Source organism: Martinezella tropici, assembly GCF_003287875.1.
GTDB classification, from domain to species: domain Bacteria; phylum Pseudomonadota; class Alphaproteobacteria; order Rhizobiales; family Rhizobiaceae; genus Rhizobium; species Rhizobium tropici_C.
This window is the reverse complement of sequence record NZ_QMKK01000032.1, coordinates 38,791-55,280: the sequence shown is the minus strand read 5'-3', so window position 1 is coordinate 55,280 and position 16,490 is coordinate 38,791. Positions and strand designations below refer to the sequence as shown.

Annotated in this window: 17 protein-coding genes; 9 read left to right on the top strand and 8 right to left on the bottom strand. The window is 59.2% G+C overall.

Features of this window, described 5'->3' with window-relative positions:
• Positions 1 to 3 precede the first annotated feature (3 nt).
• Positions 4 to 1,329 (bottom strand): NAD(P)/FAD-dependent oxidoreductase, encoded by a 1,326-nt coding sequence (locus tag DQ393_RS12955; RefSeq protein WP_112342203.1) that lies wholly within the window; start codon positions 1,327 to 1,329, stop codon positions 4 to 6.
• Here DQ393_RS12955 and DQ393_RS12950 point away from each other — a divergent pair.
• Positions 1,228 to 2,133 carry a TetR/AcrR family transcriptional regulator gene (locus DQ393_RS12950; RefSeq protein ID WP_112342186.1) on the top strand — a complete coding sequence of 302 codons (906 nt, stop codon included), beginning with the start codon at positions 1,228 to 1,230 and terminating at the stop codon, positions 2,131 to 2,133. The genes DQ393_RS12955 and DQ393_RS12950 overlap by 102 nt on opposite strands.
• A gap of 480 nt (positions 2,134 to 2,613) precedes the next feature.
• Here DQ393_RS12950 and DQ393_RS12945 read toward each other — a convergent pair whose 3' ends face one another.
• From DQ393_RS12945 to DQ393_RS12925, 5 genes are read right to left on the bottom strand one after another with little or no spacing between them, the layout of a single operon-like run.
• Positions 2,614 to 3,000 carry a nuclear transport factor 2 family protein gene (locus DQ393_RS12945; protein WP_181592337.1) on the bottom strand — a complete coding sequence of 129 codons (387 nt, stop codon included), beginning with the start codon at positions 2,998 to 3,000 and terminating at the stop codon, positions 2,614 to 2,616.
• A 50-nt stretch (positions 3,001 to 3,050) separates the two neighbouring features.
• Positions 3,051 to 3,824 (bottom strand): SDR family NAD(P)-dependent oxidoreductase, encoded by a 774-nt coding sequence (locus DQ393_RS12940; RefSeq protein ID WP_112342184.1) that lies wholly within the window; start codon positions 3,822 to 3,824, stop codon positions 3,051 to 3,053.
• Complete coding sequence (locus DQ393_RS12935; RefSeq protein WP_112342183.1) at positions 3,817 to 4,845, bottom strand: quinone oxidoreductase family protein; 1,029 nt, start codon at positions 4,843 to 4,845, stop codon at positions 3,817 to 3,819. The genes DQ393_RS12940 and DQ393_RS12935 overlap by 8 nt, the downstream gene beginning before the upstream one ends.
• On the bottom strand, positions 4,842 to 5,063 hold the full coding sequence (locus DQ393_RS12930) for a hypothetical protein (RefSeq protein WP_112342182.1): 222 nt from the start codon (positions 5,061 to 5,063) through the stop codon (positions 4,842 to 4,844). The genes DQ393_RS12935 and DQ393_RS12930 overlap by 4 nt, the downstream gene beginning before the upstream one ends.
• Positions 5,060 to 6,643: a phytoene desaturase family protein gene (locus tag DQ393_RS12925; RefSeq protein WP_112342181.1), complete on the bottom strand. Its 1,584-nt coding sequence runs from the start codon at positions 6,641 to 6,643 to the stop codon at positions 5,060 to 5,062. Before DQ393_RS12925 ends, DQ393_RS12930 begins: the two co-directional genes overlap by 4 nt.
• A 202-nt stretch (positions 6,644 to 6,845) precedes the next feature.
• Here DQ393_RS12925 and DQ393_RS12920 point away from each other — a divergent pair, with 202 nt between their 5' ends.
• Positions 6,846 to 7,766 (top strand): LysR family transcriptional regulator, encoded by a 921-nt coding sequence (locus DQ393_RS12920; protein ID WP_112342180.1) that lies wholly within the window; start codon positions 6,846 to 6,848, stop codon positions 7,764 to 7,766.
• Between the two features lie 97 nt (positions 7,767 to 7,863).
• Here the strand turns inward: DQ393_RS12920 and DQ393_RS12915 are convergent, their stop codons facing one another.
• Positions 7,864 to 9,015, bottom strand: a complete 1,152-nt coding sequence (locus DQ393_RS12915) for an MFS transporter (RefSeq protein WP_112342179.1) — start codon at positions 9,013 to 9,015, stop codon at positions 7,864 to 7,866.
• A 280-nt stretch (positions 9,016 to 9,295) separates the two neighbouring features.
• Positions 9,296 to 10,219, bottom strand: coding sequence for a LysR substrate-binding domain-containing protein (locus DQ393_RS12910; protein ID WP_112342178.1), 924 nt, complete (start codon positions 10,217 to 10,219; stop codon positions 9,296 to 9,298).
• A gap of 175 nt (positions 10,220 to 10,394) precedes the next feature.
• On the opposite strand from DQ393_RS12910, the gene DQ393_RS12905 reads away from it, so the two are divergent.
• The 7 genes from DQ393_RS12905 to DQ393_RS12875 all read left to right on the top strand — a co-directional run bounded on the left by DQ393_RS12905 (position 10,395) and on the right by DQ393_RS12875 (position 16,480).
• A complete protein-coding gene (locus DQ393_RS12905; RefSeq protein ID WP_112342177.1) occupies positions 10,395 to 11,567 on the top strand; it encodes an alpha/beta hydrolase family protein in 1,173 nt (390 codons plus the stop codon).
• Positions 11,564 to 12,229, top strand: a complete 666-nt coding sequence (locus DQ393_RS12900) for an EthD domain-containing protein (protein WP_112342176.1) — start codon at positions 11,564 to 11,566, stop codon at positions 12,227 to 12,229. Before DQ393_RS12905 ends, DQ393_RS12900 begins: the two co-directional genes overlap by 4 nt.
• A 25-nt stretch (positions 12,230 to 12,254) precedes the next feature.
• Complete coding sequence (locus DQ393_RS12895) at positions 12,255 to 13,199, top strand: VOC family protein (RefSeq protein ID WP_112342202.1); 945 nt, start codon at positions 12,255 to 12,257, stop codon at positions 13,197 to 13,199.
• Between the two features lie 4 nt (positions 13,200 to 13,203).
• Positions 13,204 to 13,581: a Rieske (2Fe-2S) protein gene (locus DQ393_RS12890; protein WP_112342175.1), complete on the top strand. Its 378-nt coding sequence runs from the start codon at positions 13,204 to 13,206 to the stop codon at positions 13,579 to 13,581.
• Positions 13,578 to 14,708, top strand: a complete 1,131-nt coding sequence (locus DQ393_RS12885) for an FAD-dependent oxidoreductase (protein WP_112342174.1) — start codon at positions 13,578 to 13,580, stop codon at positions 14,706 to 14,708. Before DQ393_RS12890 ends, DQ393_RS12885 begins: the two co-directional genes overlap by 4 nt.
• Before the next feature lie 90 nt (positions 14,709 to 14,798).
• Positions 14,799 to 15,896: an MFS transporter gene (locus tag DQ393_RS12880; protein ID WP_245430338.1), complete on the top strand. Its 1,098-nt coding sequence runs from the start codon at positions 14,799 to 14,801 to the stop codon at positions 15,894 to 15,896.
• Positions 15,893 to 16,480 carry a cupin domain-containing protein gene (locus DQ393_RS12875; RefSeq protein ID WP_112342172.1) on the top strand — a complete coding sequence of 196 codons (588 nt, stop codon included), beginning with the start codon at positions 15,893 to 15,895 and terminating at the stop codon, positions 16,478 to 16,480. The genes DQ393_RS12880 and DQ393_RS12875 overlap by 4 nt, the downstream gene beginning before the upstream one ends.
• Positions 16,481 to 16,490 lie beyond the last annotated feature (10 nt).

The following is a 16,490-nucleotide window of genomic DNA, read 5'->3' as shown; positions in this document are numbered from 1 at the left end:
GTTTCAGTCCAGGCGGATAGAGGGTCGCAGGCGCGCGCTCAGCCGGTCGACCAGCCAGAGGAGGCCGCCGCGGTAGAAGCCGTGAAGCGACGACTGGTGGCTGCGATAGAGCAGGCTATGGCTGAGCCGAGCGAGGCGCCCGTGAATGGTCCCGCCTTTGAAAAGCCCGAGCTGGCCGAGAGATCCGTAGGCGTTGTAGTTCCCAAGCGAGACGAGGGAGCCGAAGTCCCGATAAATGAAGTCGGGAATCGGAATGCTGTCGACGATGTCCTTCTTCAGATGGCGAATCAAGTGCTGCGCTTGCTGATGCGCAACCTGAGCCGTCGGCGGCAGCGGACGAGAGGCGCCGGGCGGGGTCAAGCTCGCGCAATCGCCGACGGCATAGATATTGGGGTCCAGGGTCGTGCACAGCGAAGGCAGAATCAGCAGTTGATTGCACCCATTGGTCTCAAGCCCGTCGAGGCGAGTGAGGAAATCCGGCGCCTTGACGCCTGCGGCCCAGACCTTTAGCGACGCAGGAATTCTCCGGCCGTCATCGAGGGTGAACCCATCCGCGTGGGCCCCGTTAACGCGTGCATTTGTAATCACGCGTATACCCATGGCGCCGAGACGTAACCGGGTAGCGGAGGAAATATCCTTCGGAAAGGCGGAAAGCAGCCGTGGACCGCTTTCGATTAGGGTGATGGCGATGGTCCCGGCTAGTTGTCGCGCTCCATAGGCGGAGGAGGCCTCGATGAGCTGCACCAATTCGGCAGCAAGCTCCACACCGGTTGCACCACCGCCAACAATGGCAATCGATAACTCTTGCCCAAGCTTAACGCATTGGAGCATACGATCCCGGACCTCGCGATTAAATGCCTCCGCCTGCCGGCGGGAATCGATCGTGAGGCAATGTTCGTTCACGCCGGGCGTTGCATAATCATTGGCGCGGCTACCAACGGCCAGGATCAGCGTATCGTATTTCACGTGACGCGCGGGCACGAGAAGACGCCCGTCGCGCTCGTACAAGGGAGCGATTGCCACTTCGCGAACGGCCCGGTCCAGTCCGCATAGCTCGCCGGGTTCGTAGATGAAACCGGCATCGCGCGCCTGGGCCAGATAGGTGGTCTGTTGCTGCGAGACATCACACGTTCCCGCCGCGATGGTGTGAAGCATCGGCTTCCAGACATGCGCGGAGTCGGCGTCGATCAGCGTCATGGACGGTGAGAAGGAGAACATGGGCTCGCGATGCTTCCACCGGCGTCCGAGAGTGGAGGCAATCGCCAGGCCAGCAACGCCGCCACCTACGACGACCACCCGATGTCGCTGCCATTCCTTCGGCTGCCTCATTATATTTCGGCTTTTCATCTGATGATTTATCTGCACGCCTGGAGCCATTTGAGACCGTCTAAGCGAAGGCAGAAATCCATGTTATACTTTTTAAAACTGTACTGTACGGTTTATTTAATGTTGCCGAGTTGCGTTGTCAATCGAAAACACTACAAGTCGGTCCGTAAAAGACGATCGGAAGGGGAGGTCGAAATGCGTGTCAGAACCGATGCCCGTCGCCAGGCGATTCTCGAAACCGCGACGCAGGTGTTTCGCGAGGTGGGATATGAGCGCGCGAGCATTGCCATGATCTCCGCGAGGATCGGCGGATCGAAGACCACGCTCTACGGATACTTCAAGTCAAAGGAGGAATTGTTTGCTGCGGCGATGACGGGGGCGATGGAAGAGCAAGGCCGACAGCTGACGGCGATGCTCGACCCGTCGCAGCCCGATCTCCGCCGCGTTCTCGAAAGCTTCGGTGAAGCCTATTTGCGATTGGTGACGTCGGACGACATATTGGCGATTGTTCGCACTGCCGTTGCGGAGGCGGCTAATTCCAAACTTGGACCCGAATTATACGTGCGTGGCCCCAAAATGGGTTGGGAACATCTAACCACATATATGAGCCATTTGAAGGAGCGAAATATCATCAATACCACCGATCCCCGCGTCGCCGCCGCTCATTTCAAGGGGCTGCTCGAGGCGGGTATCGTCGAGCCACTGCAATATGGAGCCGAAGCGGAATTCGCGCCGAGGGAGGCTGTGGTCGCTGCTGTCGATGCATTCCTACGTGCCTACTCCCGTTCAGGTCTCGTCATCGGATAACATCGCGCCTTTTATCAATAAGCAGCGCCTTTAACGCCTCCCGCGGGTGCATCTCCGGAACGATGATTATGGGGATGGCCGCCTTCCAAGGGTATCGAGTATGATGATGCATTGTTGAAGCAGCCGCTGATCCATGACGATTATCAATGATAAAGCATCTGCAGCGTTGTTCACGTCGACAACAACGCTCCGGTGACTGTCCGCCGAACGATGCGGCGGCAGACGCTTATAGAGATTGTCAGCAAGATCCCAATTTGCATGATTGCTATGCAGGCGTGCTGCAGTGCTCACCACCTGAGCCGGCGTTTCGCCTCCCGGGGTGACGAGGCCCGCCTGATGTCGCAGAAGTATGTTTGATATTATGTGAAGGCGCGGAAGAGGCCGGATGAGGCGGACGGCCTTCCTCGTTGTGGCTCCTAACAAACCCCATTATGGCACTTCACCGCTGGGCAGGAGGCCGTCCGCCACATCAAACCCTTCTTAGAACATGCCGTTGGAATTGGCGGCCTGCTCGGGGATCGGCTGAAGAATGTCCCAGTGTTCAACCACTTTACCGCTTTCAATACGAAATATATCGACGCCGGCAGTTCCGCGGTCCTCTTTGTTCAAATAGGCGCAAAAGTGTATTGCAACGAGATCGGCGTCGGCGATCGTGCGTTTGATTTCGATTTTGAAATCGGGAAACTGCTGGTGAAAACCTTTAACAAAGCCGACAAAGCCTTCAGGGCCATCGGCTACCTGGGGATTGTGCTGTATGTATGTTGAACCGACGTGGGCGCTAATAGCCGAAACCGGATCCTTTTCAACAAAGGCGCGGCGGTGAAAATCCAAGGCGATTTCCTTGTTGGACTGAATTCTCTCACTCATTTTTGTCGTTCCTATAATGACTTCTGTTTGGCGTATTAGGACGCGCCGCCTCATGCCGGGCTTGGAGTAAACATGCCTGCATACATGCCGTTGTCGACAACAAGGACATGACCGTTGATCGAGCGGGCAGCGCCAGATGACAGAAACAACAATGCGTGGGCGACATCTTGCGCCGTGGCAATACGTCCGGTCGGCGAAACCGCCTGGAAATCTTCGCGCGAAAGCCCGTAGGCATCGATTGCTTCCTGCAGCATTGGCGTGTCGACGGGGCCGGGGCTTACGCAATTGCAGTTGATGCCGTCGCGACTGACCTCCATCGCCATCGCCTTGCAAAGATTGATGACGGCGGCCTTGCTGGTCGAATAGGCGAGCGCGTTGGCCATGCCGTACATACCGGCAAGCGCGGTGGTGAAGAGGATTGCGCCGCCGCCATGCTCGCGCATGATGGGGATGGCGAGGCGCGACATGCGAAAGGCACCCAGGAAGTTCACGTCCCAGACCGCACGCAGCTGCTCTTCCGTCACAGTCTCGACACCGCCGGAAGTCCCGAAACCCGCGTTGTTGATCAGGATATCGACGGTGCCAAACCGGCTGATCGCTTCCTCTATGATACTGCGGCTCAATTCCGCCTTTGCAAGATCACCGGACAAACCGAAAGCCTCCGCGCCCAGCGTGCGGCATCGCGAGACAATGGGGTCTAGCGATGCGCGTCCACTCAGGATGAGCCGCGCCCCCTTCTCGGCGAAGGCCAGAGCCGTGGCGAATCCGATTCCCGATGTTGCGCCGGTAACCACTACCACCTTGCCGTCGAAATCGTCAGCCATTTTGGTCCTCCATTCGGTTCGACGGCACCAGAATGATCTTGCCCTCGCTGTTTCGCTCCTCCATCAGGCGATGGGCCTCTTCTGCCCTGGCGAACGGCAGCACTTTCGCCGGCACAAGGTCGAGTTCGCCGCGTTTGACCAGCGTTTCCAGATTCTTTAATGCGGCAACCACGATGTCTGGTCTTTTCACGTGGTAGTAGCCGAGAAAGAAGCCCGTGACGCGGAGATTGCCCTCCAGCAATCTGGTGACATTGACCGGATTGGAAGTCGGCGCTGCATGGCCGTAGACTACGGCACGGCCGTTCGGTACAAGGCAATCGATCCCGCCTTCCAGAATGCGTCCCGAGGTCGCATCCATGACGAGATCGACGCCAAGGCCACCGCTGGCTGCGCGCAAGGCGTCAACCCAATCCGGCTGAGAATAATCGACCACCGCTTCTGCGCCGGCGGCTAAAGCCAGACGGACCTTGCTTTCATGGCCTACGCCGGCGATGACCCGTTTGGCACCCAGTGCCTTTGCAATCCGTACGATCAAGGAGCCGACACCGCCCGTTGCTCCCTGCACGAAGACTGTGTCGTTTTTCGTCAACATGCCTGCGTCTGTGAGAGCCAGATATGCCGTCAGTCCCTGAATGGGAAGCATTGCCGCCTGTTCGGGTGAAAGACCTTCGAACCACGGCATGAGATTCGTGGCCTCGACGGCGATGTAATCCGCATAAGCACCGCCCACGATATTGGCACCGATGACCGACTCACCGATCCGCGACCTGTCCACGCCTTCGCCGCAATCTTCGATGATTCCGGCAAATTCACAGCCCGGATTGAAGGGCAGCGGGGTAGGGACCGGATAATGGCCGCCGCGCCGCCTGACCAGATCGGCAAAATTGACGCCTGCAGCGAGAACCCGGACGATCACCTCACCCTTTTTGGGTTCGGGACGGGCTAGGGTTTCCACGCGCAGAACCTCGGGGCCCCCGGTTTGGTGAAAGCGGACCGACAGCATCGTTCTCGACAGGCTCATTTCTTCTCTCCCTGGGTACGTTTGAACGGCAGCCGCAACAAGAACCAGATCAACCTGGGCGTCAGCAGCCGGAAAGCTAGTCTCGCCTGTTCAGGCGTAATGACGGCAGACATGGGCATCGCGCCAAATATCTTGCCTTTGATCAGCAAGTCGGCGTCCTTCGCCTCAATCGAGCTGATCGTCATGAGTTCGGTCTTGTCTGTGGTGAAGACTTTCATGCCGCGCTTACCTTGTCGAAATCGAGCCCCAGCGCCTCGAAGGCCTTCATCGCGGCGGCTCTGCCTGCGCCGAATACGCCGCCCCCCGGATGCATGAACGGACCGACGAGGAACAGGCGCTCGATGCCCGGAACGGTCAGGCCGCCAAGGTCGGGCGTCGGCCGGTGCGAGCCGAATTGGTAGGAATAAGGCGCGATACCGTGAATGTCGCCCTTTTGAAAACTTTCTGAATCGCGTTCCAAATCGAGCGGACTGTAGACCGAACGGGCGATGAAATTATCCTTACCGAGATTGGTGATGAATGTTCCTGCTTTGTCACAAAGCCAATCGGCATAGTCTTCCTTGTAGCCGTCCCACCTCGCAGCGCCGCCGTCCTTGAGGTCATAGGGCGCATAGGAGAACATCAGAAATGTCGCGTTCCCTGCAGGTGCTCTCGACGGATCGACATTGGACGGGCAATTAGCGCCGAAAAGCGGCCTTTCAGGCAGCACGCCATAGCGCAATTCATCAAAAGACCGACGCAGGTGCTCGAGCTTGGTCGGCAGCAACTCCGTGATAATCGTACCGTTCACATGGTCGCCAGCGGCAAATTTCGCGGGTTCCTTGAGCGCGCCATGAACGACAAATGCGCTGAAAGCCGCCGGCCGGGTTTTGCGCGCGGCCTTGTCGACGTAGGGATCGAGATTGTCGATATAAGAATGCAGACGATGGGGGTGGAGTGCACCGATCACGCAGTCTCTTGCGAAAAATTCGCCCGTCGCGGTCCGTACGCCAACGGCGCGGTCGCCCTTGACCAGTACCTTTTCGACCCTGGTTTCCTTGAGGATGGTGCCGCCATGATCGCGAATCTGGGCAACGAGTGCGTCCGTCAGCGCCCCGCTGCCGCCTTTGGCGACGCCGATTCCGTAACGCTCGAGAAAGGCAACGAACATGAACAGCCCGATTCCCGTTCCCATCTCGTCAGGGAGTTGAAGGTTTTCCGTGACCAGTTTGAGAAAATGCACCCGGACATAGTCGCTTTCGAAATACTCCGTGATGATGTCGAGGGCACTTTTCTGCATGATCATCAAAATTTCACGGCCCTCCCGACTCTGGTCGAGCATTGCACTCATGGCGCCGTTGGGTATCGGGGGTGAATAGAGACCCGACAGAAGCATGGGCAGGATGCGGTCGCCCAATTCAGCAAGCTTCAGAAACGATTCCGCATCCGTTTTGGAGAAGTGCTCGATCGCCTTATAATTCTTTGAGCGGTCGGTATAAAGCGCCAGCGTCTCACCATCCTCGAAGACTGAAATATGCGGCGGATCGGGGTAGATATATTCAAGGCCGTAACGCGATTTCAAACCGAGTTCGTCCTTCGCAAGGACCGGATTGGCCTGGATAAAGATGTGAGCGGTGCTGTGCTGATCGTGCCAGAAACCCGGCGCGGTCAATTCGCGCGTGACAACACCGCCTCCGAGCCAGGGTTGGCTCTCGATGACGAGAACGCTCTTGCCGGCTTTGGCAAGATAGCCGGCGGCGATCAGTCCATTATGTCCCGAACCGATCGCGATGACATCGTATGTCGTGGATATACTCATGATTTCCTCCCGAAATCCCTGTGCCTGACGCCAAGCGCTCCAGCCGCTTCACGTCATGAAATGTGTCTTCCCGAAGGTTGTACCGACGACCAAAGCATTTGCAAAAATGATTTCTTTTATGTATTTCCATAGCTAAGACGAATGATTGAGGCGACGCGGCTGACCGCGTCACGGCCGATGGCTTTCCTGCCGGGGTAGTGACATGCATTTCAATGGCTTGGATCTCAACCTGATTGTCGCGCTCGACGCCATCCTGACCGAACGAAACGTCACTAGGGCGGCTGAGAAGCTGAATATCAGCCAACCCGGCATGAGCGGCGCGCTGAACAGGTTACGGCAATACTTCAACGACGATCTGCTGACGCAAAACGGCAAGCAGATGATACCTACGCCTCTGGGCGCAGCACTTTCCGTTCCGGCAAAGGAAATACTGGCAACCGTCCGTTCGCGTTTGACGGTCCAAACGCGATTCCTACCACAGGAAGCGCAGCGGAGTTTCACCGTGATGGTGTCGGACTATGCAGCGACAATCTTTCTGGCGAATGTTTTGCGTGCGCTTTCAGTGGAGGCGCCAGGTATGACGTTCGACCTGCACCAATATGCCGACCTCCCGAGCGAGGCGTTGGAAACGGGACGCATCGACGTCCTGCTCGGTCCCCAGCAGGCGCTTTCGCAAAATCACCCTTTCAAGCCGCTCTTCGCAGATGATTTCGTCGGCGTCGCTTGCGCCGACAACGACGCCGTAGACGATGTCACTGAAATCGAGACATTCCTCGCGATGCGGCATGTCCTTGTAAGACTGGGTGGTTCCGGCCTGCCGACCACCGACGCGACGTTTCTCGAAAGGTCTTTTTCACCTCGAAGGATCGAGGTGATCGTTCCATCATGGAGCCTAGTGCCGCATTATTTGATGGGCACGCAGAGGATCGCGATCTTTCATCGCCGGCTTGCTCATGACTATGCGCGGCATTTCCCGCTGAGAATATTCGAGATCCCCGCGACCCTTCCTGCCTTTGAAGAATGCGTCCAGTGGCGCGCTTCAAGCCGCGGCGATCGCGCCATTCAGTGGCTCATCGATCGGATGGAGACCCACGCGCGAATGCTCGATACGGTGTCTGCCTGATCGACAACCGAGAGAGGTCCGCCCGATCCCCACGAACAAGGCGGTCCCGCAGTCGCCAGGACCGCCGGGCCGCCATGGTGTTTGATGGGACGGATGCCTATTCGCCGGCGGCCGTGACAGGATGTTGGCTCGCCCGCACCCGGGAGAAGGCGAGAAACGCAAGCGTTGCGCAGACGCAGGCTGCAAAGCCGATTGCTGTGTAGCCGGACATCTTGATCAGGGTTCCGCCTAGGATCGGGCCGATGGCCGCCCCGGTCATCAGCATGGCCGGCGTTGCTGCAACGGCCCGCCCGCTTTTGTCCAGCCGCGACAGAAGACCGAATGCGAAGGTGTGGGTGAACACCATCGTCACTACAAAGAGCGGACCTGAAATCGCATAGGGAAGGAAAGCAGAGCTCAGGGTGATGGTAAGCGCGAAGACGGCCTGAAACACCGGTCCGGCAAGCACCACCTTCTCCGCGCTTAGGCTTTTCTCGAGAAAGCCGGCAATGGGTCCCGGGAACAGGGCGACGATGCCAAGAGCGATCAACACGCCGGCAATCGCATCCATGGAGAACCCGTGTCCGATGCCAATTTCCTGGTAGAAACCGAAGACCATCGACTGGGTGACGGCCATCAGGCTGACGCCGATAATGCCGGCCCAAACGGCGCGGCTGAGCTTTTGCCCGCCAGCCGCCGCGACGGGATCATGGGCAAGCGTTGGCTTTGGAAAGGCGAGCAGCGAGGTCAGGCTCGCCAGGATCATGAGGCCGCAGAAAACGAGAAACACCATTTCCCGACCATGGGTCGCCACAAGCTTTGGGACCATCCCGAGGAACACCGTACCGAAGATGCCGATTGCCGCACCGGCCATAGCGAACAGCCGGTGCGGGTTCAGGCTTCGCCCGATCGTACCGTGTGTAAACGAAAGTGCCGTTCCAGCGGTGAAGCCGGCGGCTGCATGGCACATCGCCATGGGAATGAACTGGGTCTGCTGCGTTGCTGCGGCCCAGGCCGTGGCCGCCAAAGCGAGCGACACCGTCGTGACGATCCGGCCATTGAAGTCATTGATGCGCGGCGCGAAAAGAAGGCTCGCGGCGACCGTCCCGACCAGGAAAAGCGTCACCATCGCGCCGGCTTGTTGCGGATCAAAATGATATTCGGTGATCAGGGTGCTGATCCACACCGGCAATGCCACCAGATCAATCATGCCTGCGACATGCGCGATGAGCAGCGCCATGCGCGGGCGCCAAGTTTCTTTCGTAGCCATTGTGGCCTCCTCCACCGATGTCTGGCTATCGCTCGGCCCCCCCCCGAGCGATCCGCAGTCCAACGCCACAAGTGTCGCCTGCCTCCTAACTCAAGCAGAAACTTGGGCAGGGCGGGCACGTTCAATGTGTCGACTGAGTTCGGTAAGCCTAGGCACGAGCCTTGTATTTGCAAAGGTGATTTTCCTGATCAAAAATCATAGTTCGCAGCGATGGATGATTGCGCTCTCACGATGATGTCGTTCAATTCCTGTCCCTCTCACCGCACAAGAATGACCGCCCTTACTCGAGGCCTTCTGTCGCAAAAGTGGATGCTGCAACCTTCAGCCTCTCCCGCACCCAGGTTAGTGCCGGATCGCGTGAGCGGTAACTGTGCCATTGCACCGACTGTTCGAGGAGCGGGAGCTCCAGAGGCGGATTGACGATCGTGAGTCCGCCGGTCTTCACCATTTCTCTCGCGAGACTTCGTTGAACAAGCGCGAGCCGATCGCTTCCTCTGACCAGCACGGAAAGCGTGGAAAAGGCGAACGTCGATACGTCCACTCGGATAGCCAAGCCGACCTCGCGGCATGCGCGTTCTGCGAAGCTTTCCCCGCCATTCGGCGGACGCATCACCACATGACCTGAGGTTTCGAACTGCTCCCGGGTCATTCTCGCTCCCGTCGCAAAACGGCTAGAGGAATCCGTAACGCAACAGATTTCATCGGCGAACAGTATATCCGCCGGATGGTGGGTGGAGCAGAAAACGGACGGTGCGATCAGAAGATCAGCTTCTCCCTTTTCCAGCAGCAGATGCGGAAAATTCTGTTGCGGCTTGAAATCGAATTGCAGACCCGGGGCTTCGCCGGCAACGATCGCCAGGAAGATCGGGATCAGCGTGTGCAGCGAGTAATCGGAAACCACCATGCCGATCACACGTCGGGAATCCGCAGGATTGAAAGATGGCGTCGAGACCACGGCGCTGTCGATACGCACGATGATGTCGCGCAAGGGCTGTTCGAGGGAAGCGGCAAGTGGTGATAGTTCCATCGTTCGCCCCACTTGGATCAGCAAGGGATCGTCGAAATACTCCCTGAGACGTCCCAGCGCATTGCTCATCGCGGATTGGGTCATGAACATTTCATCCGCCGCGCGGCTGACATTGCGCAGTCGGATCAGGGTGTCGAGCGCCACCAGCAGGTTGAGATCGAGATTTTTGAAACGCATCGCTCCTCCATGTATTCAGATTATCAATATCATGGATTGAAACAACCAATTTCATAAACGTTTTTCTTTTCGTTAGATCTCGGCCTAGGGGGAGTGATCGATCGGCCACGTGTATGCGCCGCAGTCGTTCCGCCCGAAGCGTCAGAGTGACCGACACGAGAGTTGAGGAGGCATTGTGTTCAAATATTTCCCCACAAATTACGTCTGGAACCTGTCGGTCAATCTGTCTATCGAGATGGGCGCCCGCATCGGGGAGATCGAGGAAATGTGCGCCCCCCTCCAGGAGGCCGCGAAGGCCCCTGATGCGGCCGGCGTCATGGCCTTTCGCCAGACATGGGCAAGCATGGGCGACAAGCTCATTTCACTCGCCAAGGAAGACGAAGCCAAGGGACGAAAGATATCCGCCGGCGACAAGCTCATCCGCGCCGCCAACTATTTGCTGACGGCCGAGCGGCTGCAGGCGCATGGATCGGAAGGGCGTCTGGCGCTTTACCGGCGCTTTCTCGACACGTTCGAAAAAGGTTTGCGACTGTCGGGCTCTTCCTGTCGTCGCGTCGAGATTCCCTATGAAGGAACGCATCTTTCGGCGCTCTATGTGCCGGCCGAGGGCGTCAGCGGGCCGCAGCCTTTGCTCGTTCAGGTCAACGGGCTCGACAGCACCAAGGAAATGAAATTTCTCGTCGGCCTTCCCCAATGGCTTGCCAAGCGCGGCATCGCCTCGCTGGTGGTCGACCAGCCTGGAACCGGCGAAGCACTCCGGCTGGAGGGCCTCACGGCCCGTTTTGATAGCGAGCATTGGGCGAGCCGTGTGGTGGACTGGCTGGAAACCCGGCCGGAGATCGATTCGAAGCGCATCGGTATGGAAGGCGTCTCTCTCGGCGGTTATTACTGCCCCCGCGCCGTGGCCTTTGAACCCCGTTTCGCCTGTGGCGTCGTGTGGGGCGCCAACCACGATTGGCGTGACGTGCAGAAGAAGCGCCTCGCCCGGGAAGGCAATTTTCCGGTGCCGCATTACTGGGAGCATGTCCGCTGGGTCTGGGGTGCCAAGGACATGGACGACTTCATGTGTATCGCTGAACATGTCCATCTCGACGGCGTGCTCGACCGGATTCACGTTCCCTTCCTCGTCACCCATGGCGAAAAGGACAGCCAGATCCCGCTGCATTGGGCCCAGGCCACCTATGACCAACTGGTCAACAGCCCGAAGCGCGAATTGAAGATCTTCGACGCCCGCACCGGCGGTGTTCAGCATTCAAGCTTCGACAATTCCGCCAATGCAGGCGCCTATATCGCCGATTGGGTGGCGGAGGTTCTTGGCGGACGCACGGCGGTAGGAGACGCGGCATGACGATCAAGCTTATGATGTTCGGACGCCGTTCTCCCGGTCAGACCCTCGCAGAGCATCGCCATCACATGAAGGATGTCCATGGCCGGATCGTGCTCGATTACATCGCCGCCGATCCGCAAAACGCGCCGCGCAAATATGCGCAAAATCATGGGCTGGACGGGGTCTTCGCCGCTGATGACGCCGCCCCCGTTGCTCTGTGCTTGGGATTGGATTTCGTGACCCAGCTCTGGTTCGAGGATATCGGATCGGTGAAGGCGTCTCGGGAAACACCGTTCTACAATGAGCGCCTACGCCCCGACGAACCGCGTTTCGTCGACAACGCCAATGTTGTCGGGCAGCCCTTCGCGGAAGAGCGAGTGCGGGAGCCGGCTTCCGCATTGATCGATCTGAAATTGTTTGTCGTCAGGCCCGCAGGCGCGGCGGCAGTCGATCTTGTTGATCGTATCTCTTCGAGCGATGCCGCCTATTCCGGCTACTGTCGCAACACGGCCGTCACGCCAGGACCGATTGCCGTCGTCGACGAATTCTGGGCGCGCTACGAAGTGGAGGCTGCCCGACTTCTGCATCATTGCCGCCAGGCGCTCGAAACGGGCGAGACAGATGGTGGACGTTCCGCCGCCTATCTCATCGCCCGCGAATACAGATTATTTGCCGGCCGCTGAGGCGCCGCTCCAAGAGAGGATCATCATGAACATCATCGGACCCGACTATCTCGTGTTCGGCGTCGATAACGTCGCCGCCGCCACAGACTACCTCCGTGATTTCGGCCTGCAGCCCGTCAATGTCGATGAGACTGGCGGCCTGTTTGCCGCGCTCGACGGAACCGGAATCGTCATCCGGCATAAATCCGACCCGTCGCTACCCATGCCGCTTCCGACAGCCAATCTTCTGCGCCAGCAGGTTTATGGCGTGCGTTCGGCTGATGACCTTGACGTGATCGAAGCCGAGCTCTCCAAGGACCGGCGTGTCACCCGCCTTGCCGACGGTTCCATCGAGACCCGTGACGCGCATGGCTTCGAGCTCAAATTTCAGGTGACGATCCGGCGCGAGCTCAACATGCCGGCCGAGAAGATCAATGCGCCAGGCGCTCCCGCCCAACGCAAGCCGAACGAGATCGGCGTTTGGGAAGAAATGCCCGCCGCGCCGCGGACGCTCAGCCATGTCGTCCTCTTCGTGCCCGACCTCGAGGTGGCAACGGACTTCTACTGCAACCGGCTCGGTTTTGTGATTACCGACACGCTGAAAGGTGCCGGCCCCTTCCTGCGGCCAAAAGCGAATGACGATCATCATACCCTCTTCTTCATCCGCACACCGGAATACATGAAGGGTTGCGAACACCTTGCCTTCCATATGGGAGGACCAACCGAATTGATGGTTGCCGGTACCCGCTTCGTCAAAAAGGGCTATCAAAGCTTCTGGGGGCCGGGCCGCCACAAGTTCGGCTCGAACTGGTTCTGGTATTTCAATAGTCCGCTCGGCTGTCATGTCGAATATGACGCCGATATGGACAAGCACGACGACAATTGGGTGGCGCGCGAAGCACCGATGGGCGCGGAGACGTCGCAGATTGTGCTGTTCGAAATGCGCGAGAAATGGATGCCCGGTGGCCCGCCTCCCGGCGCGAAGGCCTGATCCGATGACGGCGCTGGACTTGCATCAGGTGGGTCTCTGTCGCACCGAGGACATTGGCGAGGGTAAAGCGCGAGGCTTCGGTCCGGTGGGAGGATATCGCCGGAAGATCATTGTTCTTCGCAAAGAGGGACGACTTCACGCCTGGCTAGACGCCTGCCCGCATTATCCGCAGGGCACGCCGATGGCCTGGCGGTCCAACGCCTATCTGAATGGCGACGGCACGCATATCGCCTGCCATTCGCATGGGGCGCTGTTCGACATGGAAACGGGAGAATGCGTCTTAGGTCCCTGCCTGGGGCAGGGGCTGACGCGCGTGGAGTTGACGGTTACCGAGGAGGGCGAGGTTTTCGCCGCTCTGGCCGAGGAGGAGAAAGCACTATGAATGCGGGCATCAACAAAGCCTTGATCATCGGGGGCGGCTTCGCCGGAATGACGGCAGCGGCGCGGCTAGCGCGCCAGGGCGTCGAGGTCGATCTTCTCGAGATCGATCCCGGCTGGCGATCCTATGGCGCGGGCATCAGCCTGCATGGCTCGACATTGCGCGTGTTGAAGGAACTCGGCCTTCTTGATCGCTTCATGGAGGAAGGATTTGCCTCTGACGGCGTCCAGATGCGTGGTCCCGACGATCGCATTCTGGTGACTTTACCGACACCGCGCGTTGCCGGTCCCGACGTCCCCGGTGGAGGCGGGATCATGCGTCCGGCGCTCGCCAAAATCCTGCAGGAAGAGGTTGTCGCGGCAGGTGTCAAAGTCCGACTTGGCGCGACATTTTCGACGATCGAGGATCGGGAAGACGGCGTTTGGGTCGACATCGGCGACGGCTCTCCCGAGCACTATGATCTCGCCATTGGCGCCGATGGTCTTTATTCCCGCGTTCGCGCTACGCTGTTTCCGGAAGCGCCTAAGCCGCGCTTTATTGGCCAGTCTGTCTGGCGCGCGGTGCTGCCGCGGTCCGCGGAGATCACCACGGTCACCATGTGGCTTGGCTCGAAGCTCAAGGTCGGTATCAACGGCGTGTCAACCGACAAGGCCTACCTCTTCCTGACCGAGGACAAGGAAGTCAACGATTTTGTGGCGCCGGACACGTTTGTGGAGACGCTTCGCGCGCTTCTGAGGCAGTTTCCCTCGCCGATCATCCAAACCATCGCCGATCAACTGTCCGAGGAAAATCACGTCATTTATCGCCCGCTCGAACAAATGCTGATGCCGCGTCCATGGCGGAAAGGACGCGTCGCACTCATTGGCGATGCCGTTCACGCGACCACGCCGCATTTGGCGGCAGGAGCTTGCATCGGCATCGAGGATGCCATGGTGCTGGCGCAGGAAGTAGGAAATGCCGCAACCGTGCATGAGGCGCTGGCGGCCTTCGAGGCCCGGCGCTGGGAGCGGTGTCGGATGGTAGTCGAGAATTCAGGGCGTCTGGCCGACATCGAGATCCACGGCGGTAGCCGCGAGGAGCACGCGGCGATCATGGGCGCCTCTATGAAAACGCTCGCCGAAGTCATCTGAGCAGGCGAAACGACACCGGGGAACCAGGGGCCGGGCGCGTGATGTCGCTCCGGCTCAGGAGGATCATAAATGACGGAACAAAAATACGGCATGGGCGGAACGGCAGCGCTGGTGGTGGCTCACTGCGCGGGCATGCTCGATCTCACTGCTTTGCCGGTCTGGGTCGGCGCGCTTGTCGAACGGTTCGGATTCAGTCCGCAACAGGCAGGCGGCATCGTAACCTTATTTCTTTTGGGCGCGGTGGCGGCGAGCCTCTTCGTTGCGCCGCGCGTCAACCGGATCAATCAAAAACTGGCCGCTACCGTCGGTTATGGCGTCGCCGCGCTCGCCTTCTTCATCGCATCGACGCAAAGCGGCTTGGTGGAGTTGGCTGCGCTCCATCTGGTCGCGGGCCTGGCGGTCGGCACGGGGCTGTCGATGGTGCACGGCGCGATCGGCAAATCTAACAATCCCCATCGTCTCTTTGCTGTGGCCGGCATCGCAATCGGTCTTCTTGGCATTGTGCTGCTCGGCGTACTGCCGCAGCTGTTGATCGCCTTTGGCCGCGAGGCTCTGTTCCAGGCTTTCGGCCTCTTCATGGCCATAGCTTGTCTGTTCTGCGCCGTCCTATTCGAGAATCCTGATCGTGGTGAGTTGCATGCATCGGCGCCGTTCGGTCGCGCGATCTGGTTCACCGTCTTCGGCATCAGTATCATGACTTTCAATCAAGCGATGGTCTTTTCTTTCGTGGAAGTGATTGGAAAGCTCAGGGGCTTTCCCGCTGACGCCGTGTTGGGTGTGCTGATCGCCCTCGGCATTGTCAATTTCCTGATTCCCTCGCCGCTGGCGGCGATCCTGCAGAGACGACTGGTCGCCGAGACCGTGGTCCAGATCGGCCCCGCGGTGCAGGCTGTCTTCGCGGTGATTGTGACGAGCGCCACGGTCTTTGCGCTATGGGCGCCGGTGGCCGCCTTCTTCGTCGCGATCCAGATTTTCACCCACACCTTCGCCTTCGGTCTGCTCGCCCGTCTCGATCGAACGGGCAGGGCCGTGGCGGCCACGCCAGCGATGCTGATGATCGGCGCGGCGCTCGGCCCGATTGTCGGCGGCGCTCTCGGCCAGAATTTCGGCTTCGGCGCACTCGGGGCAGCGGGGGTGGCCGTCGCGATCCTTTCGATCGTTTTCTTCACCAAAGCGAGGACCGCATGACCGAGTTTCCCGCGATCACCCGGGTGGTGACCGGCCATGACAACGCGGGCCGTTCATTCGTGGCCCATGTCGGCCCGCTGCCGACCGTTGTGGAACTGGACGCCATTCCCGGCACGGTGTTTCACGAGGTGTGGGCTACGTCGGGTGCGCCGGTTCTCGTTGAAAATGGCGCGGATCCCACCATCGGGCCCCTTGTGCTGCCGCCCCCAAGCCGCGGCACCCGTTTTCGCTTCGTCGATATTCCCCCTGACACTGAGGAATTTCTGGCCCATGGTGCGTCGAAAATGGGCGCGGCATTCTCGGAAATCGGCGATGAAGCCGCATCGACCGTAACTGAACAATCCCCCCATCCGCTAATGCACCGGACCCAATCGATCGACTACGGCGTGGTGATCGAAGGTGAAATGACGCTGGTGCTCGACAAGGGCGAGGCGCTTCTGAAGCCAGGTTCGGTTGTCATCCAGCGCGGCACGAACCATGCCTGGGCCAATCGCTCCGGTCGGATGTGCCGCATGTTGTTCGTTTTGATCGATGGCATCTACGAGCCTGCGATCGCCGAGACGCTTTCCGGTCCCGGTTACTGATCGGAACAAA

Excerpts from the sequence above, each read along its gene's own strand:
- DQ393_RS12950 (WP_112342186.1), top strand. The coding sequence starts at position 1,228 with ATGCTTCCACCGGCGTCCGAGAGTGGAGGCAATCGCCAGGCCAGCAAC.
- DQ393_RS12955 (WP_112342203.1), bottom strand. The coding sequence starts at position 1,329 with ATGAGGCAGCCGAAGGAATGGCAGCGACATCGGGTGGTCGTCGTAGGT.
- DQ393_RS12945 (WP_181592337.1), bottom strand. The coding sequence starts at position 3,000 with ATGAGTGAGAGAATTCAGTCCAACAAGGAAATCGCCTTGGATTTTCAC.
- DQ393_RS12940 (WP_112342184.1), bottom strand. The coding sequence starts at position 3,824 with ATGGCTGACGATTTCGACGGCAAGGTGGTAGTGGTTACCGGCGCAACA.
- DQ393_RS12935 (WP_112342183.1), bottom strand. The coding sequence starts at position 4,845 with ATGAGCCTGTCGAGAACGATGCTGTCGGTCCGCTTTCACCAAACCGGG.
- DQ393_RS12930 (WP_112342182.1), bottom strand. The coding sequence starts at position 5,063 with ATGAAAGTCTTCACCACAGACAAGACCGAACTCATGACGATCAGCTCG.
- DQ393_RS12925 (WP_112342181.1), bottom strand. The coding sequence starts at position 6,643 with ATGAGTATATCCACGACATACGATGTCATCGCGATCGGTTCGGGACAT.
- DQ393_RS12920 (WP_112342180.1), top strand. The coding sequence starts at position 6,846 with ATGCATTTCAATGGCTTGGATCTCAACCTGATTGTCGCGCTCGACGCC.
- DQ393_RS12915 (WP_112342179.1), bottom strand. The coding sequence starts at position 9,015 with ATGGCTACGAAAGAAACTTGGCGCCCGCGCATGGCGCTGCTCATCGCG.
- DQ393_RS12910 (WP_112342178.1), bottom strand. The coding sequence starts at position 10,219 with ATGCGTTTCAAAAATCTCGATCTCAACCTGCTGGTGGCGCTCGACACC.
- DQ393_RS12900 (WP_112342176.1), top strand. The coding sequence starts at position 11,564 with ATGACGATCAAGCTTATGATGTTCGGACGCCGTTCTCCCGGTCAGACC.
- DQ393_RS12895 (WP_112342202.1), top strand. The coding sequence starts at position 12,255 with ATGAACATCATCGGACCCGACTATCTCGTGTTCGGCGTCGATAACGTC.
- DQ393_RS12890 (WP_112342175.1), top strand. The coding sequence starts at position 13,204 with ATGACGGCGCTGGACTTGCATCAGGTGGGTCTCTGTCGCACCGAGGAC.
- DQ393_RS12885 (WP_112342174.1), top strand. The coding sequence starts at position 13,578 with ATGAATGCGGGCATCAACAAAGCCTTGATCATCGGGGGCGGCTTCGCC.
- DQ393_RS12880 (WP_245430338.1), top strand. The coding sequence starts at position 14,799 with ATGGGCGGAACGGCAGCGCTGGTGGTGGCTCACTGCGCGGGCATGCTC.
- DQ393_RS12875 (WP_112342172.1), top strand. The coding sequence starts at position 15,893 with ATGACCGAGTTTCCCGCGATCACCCGGGTGGTGACCGGCCATGACAAC.